General features: G+C 64.5%; 14 protein-coding genes. All 14 read right to left on the reverse strand.

The window, feature by feature from the left end; all coding sequences use genetic code 11:
• Positions 1–16: 16 nt before the first annotated feature.
• Positions 17–724, reverse strand: a complete 708-nt coding sequence (locus ACYQ01_RS01330; protein ID WP_459932034.1) for an ABC transporter ATP-binding protein — start codon at positions 722–724, stop codon at positions 17–19.
• Entirely contained in the window at positions 717–1,505 is a 789-nt protein-coding gene (locus tag ACYQ01_RS01335) for an ABC transporter ATP-binding protein (RefSeq protein ID WP_459932035.1), read from the reverse strand. Before ACYQ01_RS01335 ends, ACYQ01_RS01330 begins: the two co-directional genes overlap by 8 nt.
• 7 nt (positions 1,506–1,512) lie before the next feature.
• Positions 1,513–2,547, reverse strand: coding sequence for a branched-chain amino acid ABC transporter permease (locus ACYQ01_RS01340; RefSeq protein ID WP_459932036.1), 1,035 nt, complete (start codon positions 2,545–2,547; stop codon positions 1,513–1,515).
• A 12-nt stretch (positions 2,548–2,559) separates the two neighbouring features.
• Entirely contained in the window at positions 2,560–3,447 is an 888-nt protein-coding gene (locus ACYQ01_RS01345) for a branched-chain amino acid ABC transporter permease (protein ID WP_459932037.1), read from the reverse strand.
• A gap of 174 nt (positions 3,448–3,621) precedes the next feature.
• Positions 3,622–4,776, reverse strand: a complete 1,155-nt coding sequence (locus tag ACYQ01_RS01350; protein ID WP_459932038.1) for an ABC transporter substrate-binding protein — start codon at positions 4,774–4,776, stop codon at positions 3,622–3,624.
• A gap of 67 nt (positions 4,777–4,843) precedes the next feature.
• Positions 4,844–6,007 (reverse strand): ABC transporter substrate-binding protein, encoded by a 1,164-nt coding sequence (locus ACYQ01_RS01355; protein ID WP_459932039.1) that lies wholly within the window; start codon positions 6,005–6,007, stop codon positions 4,844–4,846.
• A 165-nt stretch (positions 6,008–6,172) separates the two neighbouring features.
• Positions 6,173–6,754 carry a tetratricopeptide repeat protein gene (locus ACYQ01_RS01360; protein ID WP_459932040.1) on the reverse strand — a complete coding sequence of 194 codons (582 nt, stop codon included), beginning with the start codon at positions 6,752–6,754 and terminating at the stop codon, positions 6,173–6,175.
• Positions 6,741–6,875 carry a CcmD family protein gene (locus ACYQ01_RS01365; protein ID WP_459932041.1) on the reverse strand — a complete coding sequence of 45 codons (135 nt, stop codon included), beginning with the start codon at positions 6,873–6,875 and terminating at the stop codon, positions 6,741–6,743. The genes ACYQ01_RS01360 and ACYQ01_RS01365 overlap by 14 nt, the downstream gene beginning before the upstream one ends.
• Before the next feature lie 6 nt (positions 6,876–6,881).
• On the reverse strand, positions 6,882–7,544 hold the full coding sequence (gene ccsA / locus ACYQ01_RS01370; protein WP_459932042.1) for a cytochrome c biogenesis protein CcsA: 663 nt from the start codon (positions 7,542–7,544) through the stop codon (positions 6,882–6,884).
• Between the two features lies 1 nt (position 7,545).
• Positions 7,546–8,220, reverse strand: coding sequence for a heme exporter protein CcmB (locus tag ACYQ01_RS01375; RefSeq protein ID WP_459932043.1), 675 nt, complete (start codon positions 8,218–8,220; stop codon positions 7,546–7,548).
• A complete protein-coding gene (locus tag ACYQ01_RS01380) occupies positions 8,214–8,891 on the reverse strand; it encodes an ABC transporter ATP-binding protein (RefSeq protein ID WP_459932044.1) in 678 nt (225 codons plus the stop codon). Before ACYQ01_RS01380 ends, ACYQ01_RS01375 begins: the two co-directional genes overlap by 7 nt.
• Complete coding sequence (locus tag ACYQ01_RS01385) at positions 8,888–10,774, reverse strand: heme lyase CcmF/NrfE family subunit (RefSeq protein WP_459932045.1); 1,887 nt, start codon at positions 10,772–10,774, stop codon at positions 8,888–8,890. Before ACYQ01_RS01385 ends, ACYQ01_RS01380 begins: the two co-directional genes overlap by 4 nt.
• A 42-nt stretch (positions 10,775–10,816) precedes the next feature.
• Positions 10,817–11,233, reverse strand: coding sequence for a cytochrome c maturation protein CcmE (locus ACYQ01_RS01390; RefSeq protein WP_459932046.1), 417 nt, complete (start codon positions 11,231–11,233; stop codon positions 10,817–10,819).
• A 2-nt stretch (positions 11,234–11,235) separates the two neighbouring features.
• The gene (locus ACYQ01_RS01395; RefSeq protein WP_459932047.1) at positions 11,236–12,288 is read right to left on the reverse strand and encodes a hemolysin family protein; all 1,053 of its coding nucleotides are present in this window, start codon (positions 12,286–12,288) and stop codon (positions 11,236–11,238) included.
• Between the last annotated feature and the right edge of the window lie 40 nt (positions 12,289–12,328).

Consider the following 12,328-nt stretch of genomic DNA (forward strand, 5'->3'; position numbering starts at 1 on the left):
CTCCCAGGCGGCTTGACTAGTCGAGCCCGAGGTACGCTTCGCGCACCTTGGGGTTTTCCAAAAGCTCCGAGGCTTCGCCCTGGAGCGTGACTGTGCCGGTTTCCAACACATAGCCCCTGTGGGCTATTTGCAGGGCCATCTGGGCGTTTTGCTCGACAAGGAGGATGGTTACGCCCTCCTGGTTGATGCGCCGGATGATGGCGAAAATGTTCTCCACCACAATGGGGGCAAGGCCCAGGGAGGGCTCGTCGAGCAGGAGCACCTTGGGTCTTGCCATGAGCGCGCGCCCGATGGCAAGCATCTGCTGCTCGCCGCCGGAAAGCGTGCCGCCGTGCTGCTTGATACGCTCGCGCAGCACGGGAAAAAAGCCGTACACCTTGTCTTCGTCGCGTTTGATCTCGGCCTGGTCGCGGCGCAGGTACGCCCCCATGAGCAGGTTTTCCCGCACCGTGAGCCGGGGAAAGATCATACGCCCTTCCGGCACCTGGGTCACGCCCCGGGCCACGATCTTGTCGGTGCCCAGCCGGGTGATGTCCTCGCCGAGAAAGGTGACGGCTCCCTGTCTGGGCGGGGTCACTCCGCTTATGCTCATGAGGGTGGTGGTCTTGCCCGCGCCGTTGGCGCCGATCAGGCTGACGATTTCGCCCTTGGCCACGTCGAGACTCACGCCCTTCAAGGCCTCGATGGAGCCGTAATAGGTGCGCACATCCTTCAGGCTAAGCATGGGCCGCCGCCCCCCGGCCCAGATAGGCCTCGATCACTTGCGGATTTTCGCGAATCTCCCGCGGCCCGCCCTCGGCGATCTTCACCCCGTGGTCGAGCACCACCAGGTGCTCGCAGATGCTCATGACCAGCTTCATGTCATGTTCGATGAGCACCACGGTGATCCTTTTTTTGACGATGGCGTGGATGAGCTTCACCAGCGAGGCCGTTTCCTGGGGATTCATGCCCGCGGCCGGTTCGTCGAGCAGCAGAAGCTTGGGGGAACTGGCCAGGGCCCGGGCGATTTCCAGGCGTCGCTGATCGCCGTAGGAGAGGCTGCCCGAGATGTCGAGCGCCTTGGAGCGAAGCCCGACGAAGTCCAGGGCCCTCAGGGCGTCCTCGGCCAGTTGGGCTTCTTCCCGGCGCTGGGCCTTGGTGCGCAGCACGGCTCCCCAGAATCCCTGGCTGGCCCGGCAGTGGCGTCCGATGCGCACGTTGTCCAGCACCGTGAGGGAGGAAAAGAGGCGAATGTTCTGAAACGTGCGCGCAACGCCCAGTTTGGTCATGCGTTCGGGCTTGGAGCCGGCGACGTCCTGGGACGCGCCTTGTCCGGCGTAGACGATGGACCCTTCGGTGGGTTTGTAGATGCCGGCGATACAGTTGAACATGGTGGTCTTGCCCGCGCCGTTGGGGCCGATGAGCCCGAGAATGCGGCCCGCGTTCACCCTGAAGCTCACTTCCGAAAGGGCCATGAGTCCGCCGAAGCGTTTGCTCACGTTGTCTATGGTCAATATGGCGTCCATGGGGTCCCTAGCCGGCCTTTTCGGCGTCCAGGCCGGCCCGAAGCTTTCGGACCAGACGGCCGCCATGCCGGGAAGAATTGCCCGCCACGTGGGGCAGTATGCCTGAGGGCTTGAAACGCATGATGAGAATCATGATCAAGCCGTATGTGAGAAACCGGGTTTCGGTGGGCAGCCCGAACTTGGGCAACAGCACGCGAAGGACCTCTCCCAGTGTGATGAGGATCACCGCCCCGATAATGGCCCCGTTGACGTTCCCCAGCCCGCCCAGCACGATCATGCACAAGACCAGAAACGACTCCCAGAATTTGAACATGTCCGGCGAAAGGAACATGGACCAACGGGCCAGAAAGCATCCGGCCAGGGCGCCGATGCCGGCGGAAACGGCGAAGGCGACGGTCTTGTAGGCCATGAGGTCCACTCCGCAACTGGCCGCCGCCAGGGGGTCTTCGCGGATGGCGAGCCAGGCCCGGCCCAGGCGGGAGTCCTCCAGGCGCAGCATCACCGCGTAGACAACGGCGACCAGGGCTGCGCCCAGGTAGTAATACGGCGTTTCGCCGGTGAATACGAAGCGCCAGCCTTCGTGAAAAAACCGCAGGTCGACGTCCACGGGCGCGATCCCCGGCATGCCGAGCGGGCCGCGAGTGAGCCAGATTTCGTTGGTGAGAAAGAGCACCACCAGTTCGGTGAAGCCGAAGGTCACGATGGCGAAGTAGTCGCCGGAAAGCCGGAGGGTGGGCGAGCCGCGCAGCACGCCCGCGAGCGCGCCCACGAGCACGGCCACGGGAAGGATGACCCAGAAGGAGAGGTTGTACGTCAGGGTGAGGATGCCCGCCGTATAGGCGCCCACGCCGTAGAACCCCACGAATCCCAGGTCCAAAAGTCCCGTGAAGCCGGGGACGACGTTGAGTCCCATGGCCAGGATCATGTAGATCATGGTGAGCACGGCCACATGCAGCACGTACTGTTCGGAAAAGGGCATGAGAGGATAGGCCAGAACGGCGGCGGCGATCAGGATCTTGACGTTTTGCGAGAAAGTTCCCATGGCCGCCTTCCCCTACGCCTTCTGGGCCACGGTTTTGCCCAGCAGGCCGGCCGGTCGGACGAGAATCACCGCGATCATCACGGCGTAGCCCAGGCCGTCGCGATACTGGGACGAGACATAGCCCGCGCCCAGGGTTTCGGCCACGCCGAGCACGATACCGCCCAGCATGGCGCCCGGTACGCTGCCGATGCCGCCCAGCACGGCGGCGGCAAAGGCCTTGACCCCGGCGTTGTAGCCCATCATGGGGCTCATGGTGTTGTAGTACATGGCCACCAAGATGCCGGCCACCGCGCCCAGGCCGGAGCCCAGGGCGAAGGTGAAGGCGATGACCCGGTCGACGTTTATGCCCATGAGCGCGGCGCTGGTCTGGTTCTGGGCCAGGGCGCGCATGGCCGTGCCCACGCGGGTCTTGTTGATGATCAGGCTGAGGAGGATCATCATGGAAATGGCCACCGCGTAGATAAACATCTGCATCCAGCTGATGGTCACCTGATCCAGCGTGAAGGCCGGCTGATCGAACACGGCCGGGATGGCCTCGCGCACAAAAGGCGTGGGACGGCTGCCCCAGAGGATCATGGCCAGGTTTTGCAGGAAGATGGAGACGCCGATGGCCGTGATGAGCGCGGCCAGGCGCGGGGCTTTTCGCAGGGGTTTGTAGGCCAGGCGGTCGATGCCGACTCCCAGGGCGGCGCAGCAGAGCATGGCCAGGGCGATGGCGGGGAAAAGCGAAAGTCCCAGCAGCTTGATAAACGTGACGCACAAGAACGCGCCGAGCATGTAGATTTCGCCGTGGGCGAAGTTGATGAGCTCGATGACGCCGTACACCATGGTGTATCCCACGGCGATGAGGGCGTATACGAGACCCAGGGTCAGTCCGTTTACGAGTTGTTGTTCGAACAAGGCCTTCTCCGGACCGGTTTTTCCAGACGCCGGCGGCCCCATCAGGCCCCGCCGGAGCGAAGGAGCGGGCTGGGCGCGACGCGAAACGCGTAGTTTATGTCCGCTTTTTCAACGCAAACAGGCTGGAGCGTCGCTTCCAGCCTGGTTCCGGCATGATGCGCCGCCGGTTAGGGCTCATTCCATCTGCTTGGGCGCGGCGATGAACGCTCCGTCCTTGACCACCTTGACGTATGCGGGCTTTTTGGTGTCGCCTCCGGCGTCGAAGAAAATCACGCCGGTCACGCCCTGATAGCCCTTCTCCTTGGAGTCGAGGGAGGCCAAGTAGTCGCGCACTTTGGCTCGGTCGGGACCGACCTTCGCCACGGCCTCAAGCAGGACGCCTGCGGCGTCATACGCGTTGGCGGCGAACCAGTCAACATCGCGCTTGTGCCTGGCCGTGAAGGCCGCGATGAAGGCCTTGGCCGCCGGGCCGGCGGACTGGGCCAGAAAGGGCGTGGTCACGTAGGTGTTTTCCCCCGCCGCTCCGGCCAGCCTGATGTAATCGGGATTGTCGATGCCGTCCGCTCCCAGAAAGGGAATGTTCATGCCGATCTTCTTCGATTGCGCGGCGATCTGGGCCGACTCGACGTAATATCCCGCAATGAACAGGGCCTGGGGGCCGGCGGCCTTGATCTTGGTCAACTGGGGCGTAAAGTCCTGGGCGGACTTGGTGTAGGCCTCCTCGGCCACCACGTCCAGGCCGAGCTCCCTGGCCTTCTTCGCAAAGGAGCCCTTGAGCCCGAGACCGTAGTCGTTGAGCTCGTAGAACACGGCCACCTTCTTGAGGCGCAGGACCTTGGCCACATACTGGGCCAGATATTCCCCCTGCACGTCGTCGCGGTAGATCACGCGGAAGGCCCAGTTCTTGCCGGACTGGTCGATGCCCTTGCCCGTGATGGGCATGCTGGTGGCCCCGTGCGACACCACGGGAATGCCCGCGCGCACGTACGCCGGCAAGGCCGCCAAATGCGCCGAAGAACACAGGTGGCCGACCACACCCACGATATCCTTGTCCATGGCGATCTTGGCCGAGACCGTGGCCGCCTCGCGGGGCTCGCACTGCTCGTCCAGGTAGACGGCCTCCACCTTGCGGCCGTTGATGCCGCCCTTGGCGTTCACCTCTTCGAGCTTGAGCTCCACTCCGTTCTTGAGGAATTGTCCGTACGAGGCCATGGCCCCGGTAAACGGCGCCGGAACCGCGATCTTGATGGTCTCCGCCGCCAGGACCGAGCCGGACCCAAAGGCCAACCACCCCGCCACCGCCAGAAAGGCGGCGAAAACTCTTTTCATCGTCTGCTCCTTCGCGCGACTTCCGACGCCGTTACGGCGTCCACTTCACTCCCGGACACAAGCCGTCCTACTGCTGCATTTGCTTGGGCGCGGGCACGAACTTGCCGCCCTTGACCATCTTCACGAACAAGGGCTTCTTGGAGTCGCCCATGGCGTCGAACGAATTCAGGCCGGTGACGCCCTTATAGGCGGTCTGCGGACTGTTGAAAGCGGCGATGGCTTCGCGGACCTTGGCCCGATCCGGGCCGACCTTGGCGATGGCCGCGAGCAGCACGCCGGCGGCGTCGTAGGCGTTGGCGCTCATGTAGTCGGGATCGCGGCCGGTCTTGGCCTTGAAGTTGGCGAAAAAGGCCTTGGCTTCCGGCCCGGCGGCGCTTTCCAGAAAGGGAGTGGGCAGATAGGAGTCGTCCGAGGCGTTGCCGGCGAGCTTGATGTAGTCTTCGTTGTCGAGACCGTCGCCGCCCATCTTCACGACATTGAGTCCCAGCTTTTTGGCCTGGGAAGCGATCAGCGCTCCCTCGGCGTAGTATCCGGCGATGAAGACGCCGTCAGGCGACTGGGCCTTGATCTTGGTGATCTGGGGAGTGAAGTCCTGCACGTCCTTCACATAGCCTTCCTCGCCCACAACCTGCATCCCGTCGGCCTTGGCCTGCTTGATGAAAGCGTCCTTCAGGCCGATGCCGTAGTCGTTTTGTTCGTAGAACACGGCCACCTTCTTGAGCCCCAGCACCTTGGCGGCGTAGCTGGCCATGAACGCGCCCTGGGCGTCGTCGCGAAACACGTTGCGAAAGCCCCAGACCTTGCCCTTCGCGTCGACGTTCTTGCCGGTGATGGTCACCCCGGTGGCCGTGGGGCTGATCAGCGGAACGCCCTCGCGCAGGTAGATGGGCAGCGCGGCCAGATGCGCCGAGGAGCACACGTGGCCGATGACGCCCACGATGTCCTTGTCCATGGCGATCTTGGTGGAGACCGTGGCCGCCTCGCGGGGGACGCACTGCTCGTCGAACGCCACGGCCTCGATCTTCTTGCCGTTGATGCCGCCCTTGGCATTTATCTCGTCGATTTTCATCATCGCCCCGGCCTTGACGTTGTCGCCGTAGCCGGCAGCCGTGCCGGTGAGCGGCGCGGCGATGGCGATCTTGATCGTGTCTTCGGCCTGGGCCAATCCGCCAAAGGCCAGAACCAACGCGGCCGTCAACGCGGCCGACACCAGACGTTTCGCATACTTCATGCCGGATTTCCCTCCCGAAAAAGGTAGGTGCGGGTCGCGCCGTACGGCGCTGAGCCATGACCAAGTCGTGACGCCGGACCGGACGCGTCGCGCGTCCGCCGGCCTTTCGTCATTCGGGGCTTAGCCGAAAACGCGGGGAAATCCAACCGGGCCCCCGCTCGTCCCTCACTGGTCGGACAACTCCCGTTTGGCCCGTTCCAGGGTGTCGGGGTCGGTCTTGGGGTTGGCGATCACGGCCCTGTAATAGCCCTCGGCCTTGGTCGCGTCGCCCAGCCCGTGCTTGAGAGCGGTCGCCAGGTTGTACTGCGCGCGGAAATCGTCCGGGGCCTTGGCCAGCATGGCCTCGAACTGCTTGGCCGCATCGGCCGGCCGGTCGGCGTTGAAGAGCGCCACTCCATAGTGGTTGAGCACGTCGAGGTCGCCGGGGGCGCGGGACAGGGCGCGCTCGATCAGGGAGAGGCTCTTGTCCATCAGCTTGGCGTCCATGAAGGCTTCGGCCGCCTCGAGCATGGCGTGGATGTCGTCCGGGTTCTTTTGCAGGCGCGCCATGGCGGCCATGACCTTGTTCATGGCCTGGGGATCGCCGCTCATGGCCTCTTGCGCCGAGGCCGCTCCCGTCCGGTCCATTCCCACAACCATGGAGGGGTGGGCCGTCCGGTACGCGACGGACCAGGCGAACATTCCCAGGATGGCTGCGGCCATCATGGTCAGGACCAGGCCCCGGAAAAACCGTCTATCGATCGCCATGCAATGTTTCCAGTTGTTTCAAGCGACGTTCGAGACTGCGTTGCGCCAGGGCCAGAAACCCGACGTAGCCGCAGATTCCCAGCCAGACAACCACGTTGGCCGCCAGAAGATAGTTTTCCATAACGCGTCAGTCCCCGATTTGCATGAAAAGTCGGCCCAGCCGAGCCCGCTGTCCGAGCTGGCGGGAGCGCACAATCAGAAGGCAAGCCCACAGAAGTCCCACAGCCGCCAAATTGACCAAGACGGTGACCCACATTTCCGGCTCGAGCCCGCCCCCCTGGGAACCGAACACCGTCGGATGGATGGAGCGCCATTTGCGCGCCGCGAGAAACACCAGCGGCACATCCAGAAAGGCCACCACGCCCAGGGCCGCGCGCATGGCCGGTCCGCGTTCGCCTCCGGTGCCGGTCTGGCGCAGCACGAGGTATGCCGCGTAGACGAACCACATGATGAGCGTGGTGGTGAGCTTGGGGTCCCAGGTCCACCAGACGTTCCACATGGGCTTGCCCCACAGGGAACCCGTGGCCAGGGCCAACCCGGAAAAGAGGGTTCCCACCTCGGCGCCGGCACCGGCCAGGCGGTCGTAGAACGGAACCCGGCGGGCCAGGTACAGACAGCTGGCCACGAAGACCACCGTGAAGCTCACCAGGGCCCACCACGCCAGGGGTAGGTGAAAGTAGAATATCTTCTGCACCAGCCCCATGGTCATTTCCATCGGGGCGTAGCGCCAGATGAACCACTGCCCCACGGCCAGGGCCAGGGCGGCCGCCAGGGCCAATGCGGCGGTCATGTCATTCGTCTCCCGTGTAGAGATGCGGAAAAAGGACCAGGGCCGCGCCGGAAAACACGGCGGCGAAGGCTCCGGCCAAGCCCAGCCAGTCGAGCGCCCCGTCCCGGATTCCGGTCAGGCAGGACTCCAGGAGACGGATGCCGGACAGAAGCTCCGGGATCAGCAGGGGAAAAAGCACCACCGTGAGCAGCGACTCCTTGGCGGAACCTCCGGCCGTCAGGGCTCCGGCAAGCGACCCCATGGCCGCCAGGCCCAGGTCCACGGTCAGCACGAACCCGAGGGCGATGGCCCACGAACCGGGCAGAGTCTGCCCCAAAAAAACCGCCACCGCCAGCCCGAACACCGCCTGGCAGGCCAACAGTTGCACCAGGGCCGCCAAAGCCTTGCCCAGCCACACCGCCTGGGGGGGCGCCGGAGCCATGACCAGGCCCAGACGCGCGCCGGTTTGCTCCTCCAGGCCGTACAGGGCGTTGAAGATGAGCACCTGGGCGAACAGGGAGGAAAGCCAGAAGATGGCCGATGCGGCAAGGGGGGCGAACGGTTCGCCGGGCCGGCGCGACAGGCTGAACACGAACACGATCAGCAGTCCCATGAGCGTGGTTTGCACAAGCCCTTGCGCGCCGCGCAGGCTCAGGCGCAGGTCCTTGGCGGCGATGCGCAGGGCCGGGTTCAGCACACGCCCTCCTCCGCCAGGAATTCGGACGGATCGAACCCTTCAGCCGGACCGAGATAGGCCGCCCGGCCCTTTTCGAGCAAAAGGGCCGTGTCGGCGCGCGGCAGATCGCGTTCCAGGTGATGGCTCACCCAGATCACGCTGCCTCCCCGCACGCGGACGGCTTCGATCTGACGGTGCAGCACCGCCATGGAACGTCGGTCGAGCCCGGTGTCGGGTTCGTCCAGAAACAGCAATTCCGGCGACAGACAGAACGCCCGGGCCAGGTTCAGGCGTTGGGACATGCCACGTGAGAAACGGCCGGCCCGCTCGTTGGCGTGGGCAGCCAGTCCCACGTCGTTCAAGGCGCGCTCCAACGCGGCGTCCGAGGGACGCAGGCCGTGCAGGCCGCACCAAAAGCGCAGATTTTCGAGGGCCGTGGCTTCGGGATAGAGAAACGTCCTGTGCCCCAGATAGGCCATGCGGCTCTTGTCCAGTCCGAGGGCGACGGTTCCCGCGCTCGGTCGGGAAAGTCCGCACATGACCCGCAACAGCGTGGACTTGCCCGCGCCGTTCGCGCCGGCCACCAGGAGCACGGTGGCCCGGCCCACGTCCAGGTCCAGGTTGCGAAAGACCAGGCGCTCGCCGTAAAATTTGGCCGCCTTGCGCAGGCTGACCAGCGGGGATCGACTCATCGCTCCTCGCTCGCCTTGCGCCGGGAGGCGAACAAGCCGGCAAGGCACATGAGCGCCCCGCCGATCCACACCCAGTTCACCAGGGGGTTGACGCTCACCTTGAAGCTTGCGCCCTTGTCCTGGCTGAAGGCCAACAACGTGGCGTAGATCTCGTCACCAAGCGACGGCAACACCGAAACCTCGGCAAAGGGTTGGGGAAAGTTGCGGTATGTGCGCCGTTCGGGCGTCAGCACGCCCACCTCGCGGCCGTCCCGGCTGACCCGAAGCACGGCTTGTCCGGCCGCGTACCCCGGCGTGGCGTACTGTTTGAGGTCGACGTACGTTACGTTGTAGCCGCCGACGGTCATCGTCTCTCCGGGGGTGATGATGGCCTCCCGCGTCTGCTGGTAGGGGCCGGAAATGGCCACTCCCAACACGGTCAGGGCCAAACCGGCGTGCAGCGTCCAGGCTCCCAGCCCCCCGGAGACCGAACGCGCCGCCTTGCTGGTGGTCAGGAGGACGGCCAATCCGGCCAGGGAGGCCAGCGCCGCCGAGGCGGCGACCAGGGCCGTGGGCTGGCGGTAGCCGAAACCCCAGAGAAGCGCGCCGGCCAAGGCCATGACCAGAATTGCGGACACGGCGAAACGGGGTTTGCGCACGCCCTCCCCCCAGCTCATCCAGGGACACAGCACCAGGAGCACGGCCGCGCCCGCGAACAAGGGGTTGCACACCCTGTTGTAGAAGGAGGCGTCCAGTCCCATGGTGTTGGCGCTCCACAGGCGACTTATCACCGGCCACATGGTGCCCAGGAGCACCACGGCGGCCAGGGCGCACAACAGCCAGGCCAAAAGGACCAGCAGGCCCGGCAGGCTGAAAAGCGCGTCGAGCTCGCGCGCGGGTTTTGCCGAGCGCCCTCCGACCAGCGCGGCCACGGTCAACGCCAGTCCGAAGAGAATGCTCAACAGAAGTGGTCGGCTCACGTCGCCTTCGCCGAAGGCGTGCAGGGATTCCACCACGCCGCTTCGCACCAGATAGGTGCCGAAAAGACACAGGACAAAGGTCAGCGACACGAGAAAGATGTTGACCTTGGGAAGGCTCCCCCTGCGTTCGGCCACCACCGCGGTGTGCAGGAAAGCCGTGCCCGTGAGCCAGGGGATGAGCGAGGCGTTTTCCACCGGGTCCCAGGCCCAGTACCCCCCCCAGCCCAGTTCCATGTACGACCACCATCCGCCCAGCACGATGCCGGCCGTGAGAAAGGACCAGGAGACGAGCGTGATTCCCCTGGAAGATCCGATCCAGGATCGGGGTTCGCCGGCCAGTCGCGCCGCCAGGGCCAGGCAGGCGGGCACGGTGAAGCCCGCGTAGCCCAGAAACAGAAGCGGCGGATGAAATATCATGCCGGGATTTTGCAATAGGGGGTTGAGCCCCTTGCCGTCCGCCGGCGCGGGAGCGACCGCGACAAACGGGCTGCTGGGCCCCGTGAGCAGCAGGAGAAAAAAAGCCTGCACGGCAAAATAGAACAGCCAGAACCAGAGTTTGGTCTCTTCGCCCTGGCGCTGGTAGCCCTTGGTGCAGGTGAATCCCAGCCCGACAAGGGCGGTCATCCAGGACCAAAACAGCAGCGATCCGGCCTGTCCGGCCCAGAAGGCCGTGATGGCGTAGAACAGGGGCAGCACCTTGTCGGTGTATTCCACCACATATAGAAAGCTGAAGTCGCGCCTCCACAGGGCCACGAAGAGCACCCCGGAGACGACCGTGAGCAGCGACACCAGCACGGCCTGTCCGCTTTCGAACCAGGCCGGTTGTGTCGCGTCCCGATGGAAAAGCCGCCAGGCGGCGAGCCCGGAAAGAAAAAGGGCCGCAATCAAGGCCAACAAGAGCGCCCAATGGGCGGCAAGCTGCATGCTGCTCACTCCCGAAAGGCCCAGCCGGGCCTTTTTGAGGGTTTAGCCCCGGTTTTGCTTCTGATACTTGGAGGGACACTTGGTCATGAGAGTGTTGGCCGCGAACACTCCCCGGGCGGGGTCGAACCCGCCTTCCACGATGACCTCGACACCCGGCTTGAACGTGTCGGGAACGACTCCTGAATAATCCACCGCCATGGTCTTGGCCGGATCGTCCTTGTCGACCAGGGCGAATCGCGCGCCCAGGCCGCCCTGAGCCATGACCAGGCCCTTTTCGGCCACGGTGCCGAAGAGCCTGACCTGGGTCAGATCCGAAGAGTTCATGGCCAAGGCCTCGCCCACGTTCACGAAATAGGTCGAACCTTCCGAAAGGCCGGAGCGCACCAGCCAGCCCAGGCCGCCCAGAAACAGAAGCAGGGCCACAAGGTAGACGAGGCTGTTTTTTTTCTTGGCGGCCATGGTCATTTCTCCCGGGCCACCGGCAAGGCGCGCAGCAGCGTTTCCCGGCGCACGCGGGCCAACTCCCGCATGTCGGCCACCTGGTCGGTCTCGTCAACGATTTCCTTCCCCAGGATTTCTTCCAGAACGTCTTCGAGCGAGATGACCCCCTGCATGCCCCCATACTCGTCGAGCACAACGAACAGATGCATGCGCGCGTCGAGAAATTCGACCAAAACCCGGTCCAGGGTCATGGTTTCCAAAACGAACTGCACCGGCCCCATGAGATCCGAGACCAGGGTGTCGTGCTGGTCGTTGGCCAGGGCTTCGAGAATCTGCTTGCGGGTGACGATGCCCACCACGTCGTCCGGGTCGTCGCCGGCGTAGACGGGAAGCCGGCTGTGGGAAAGCAGCGGGTCGTTCTGGCGCACCTCGGTCACGGTGGCCTCGGCCGGGAGCGACAGCACCACGGTGCGCGGGGTCATCACGTCGCTGGCCGTCTTGGTGTCCAGGGAAAGGATGTTGAAAATGGACCGCTCTTCCATGGCTTTGATCTTGCCCGCCCGCCTGGTCAGGCTGACCATGGCCCGGATGTCTTCCTCGGTGGCCTCGGGGCCCTTGGACTTGGGACTTACCAGCCGGGCCAGAAAACCCAACGCCCAGATGAGCGGCGACAGCACCACGACCATGACCTGGAGCGGACGGGCCAGGTACGGGGCCAGGCTGCGCGTGTAGGCCACGCCCACGGTCTTGGGCAAGATTTCGCCGAAGATCAGGATGATCGCCGAGAACACGATCGTGAAATACACCATCTGGTTCTCGCCCAGCACCTGCACGGCCAGGGCGCCGGCCACAGTGGCGCCGGCCGAGCAGGCCACTGTGTTCACCGTCAGGATGGCGGTGATGGGTTTTTCCACGTTCATGCGCATGTTGTAGAGAATTTCGCCGCTTTTTTTGTGCTCGACGCGCAGGCGTTCGATCCAGCTCCAGCGAAGCGAATAGAGCACCGCTTCGCTGACCGAGCAAAACGACGACATGACCAAGGCGATGACGACGGCCAGGATGAGTTCAAGCATGGAGGCCCGTGCGGAGCCAGAGATCTTTCCCGCGCCGAGG

It is taken from the genome of Fundidesulfovibrio butyratiphilus, assembly GCF_054657235.1.

Bases quoted from the DNA above. Each gene is read 5' to 3' on its own strand.
- ACYQ01_RS01385 (WP_459932045.1), bottom strand. From the start codon at position 10,774: ATGCAGCTTGCCGCCCATTGGGCGCTCTTGTTGGCCTTGATTGCGGCC.
- ACYQ01_RS01360 (WP_459932040.1), bottom strand. From the start codon at position 6,754: ATGGCGATCGATAGACGGTTTTTCCGGGGCCTGGTCCTGACCATGATG.
- ACYQ01_RS01390 (WP_459932046.1), bottom strand. From the start codon at position 11,233: ATGGCCGCCAAGAAAAAAAACAGCCTCGTCTACCTTGTGGCCCTGCTT.
- ACYQ01_RS01330 (WP_459932034.1), bottom strand. From the start codon at position 724: ATGCTTAGCCTGAAGGATGTGCGCACCTATTACGGCTCCATCGAGGCC.
- ACYQ01_RS01395 (WP_459932047.1), bottom strand. From the start codon at position 12,288: ATGCTTGAACTCATCCTGGCCGTCGTCATCGCCTTGGTCATGTCGTCG.
- ACYQ01_RS01340 (WP_459932036.1), bottom strand. From the start codon at position 2,547: ATGGGAACTTTCTCGCAAAACGTCAAGATCCTGATCGCCGCCGCCGTT.
- ACYQ01_RS01350 (WP_459932038.1), bottom strand. From the start codon at position 4,776: ATGAAAAGAGTTTTCGCCGCCTTTCTGGCGGTGGCGGGGTGGTTGGCC.
- ACYQ01_RS01365 (WP_459932041.1), bottom strand. From the start codon at position 6,875: ATGGAAAACTATCTTCTGGCGGCCAACGTGGTTGTCTGGCTGGGAATC.
- ccsA (WP_459932042.1), bottom strand. From the start codon at position 7,544: ATGACCGCCGCATTGGCCCTGGCGGCCGCCCTGGCCCTGGCCGTGGGG.
- ACYQ01_RS01335 (WP_459932035.1), bottom strand. From the start codon at position 1,505: ATGGACGCCATATTGACCATAGACAACGTGAGCAAACGCTTCGGCGGA.
- ACYQ01_RS01380 (WP_459932044.1), bottom strand. From the start codon at position 8,891: ATGAGTCGATCCCCGCTGGTCAGCCTGCGCAAGGCGGCCAAATTTTAC.
- ACYQ01_RS01355 (WP_459932039.1), bottom strand. From the start codon at position 6,007: ATGAAGTATGCGAAACGTCTGGTGTCGGCCGCGTTGACGGCCGCGTTG.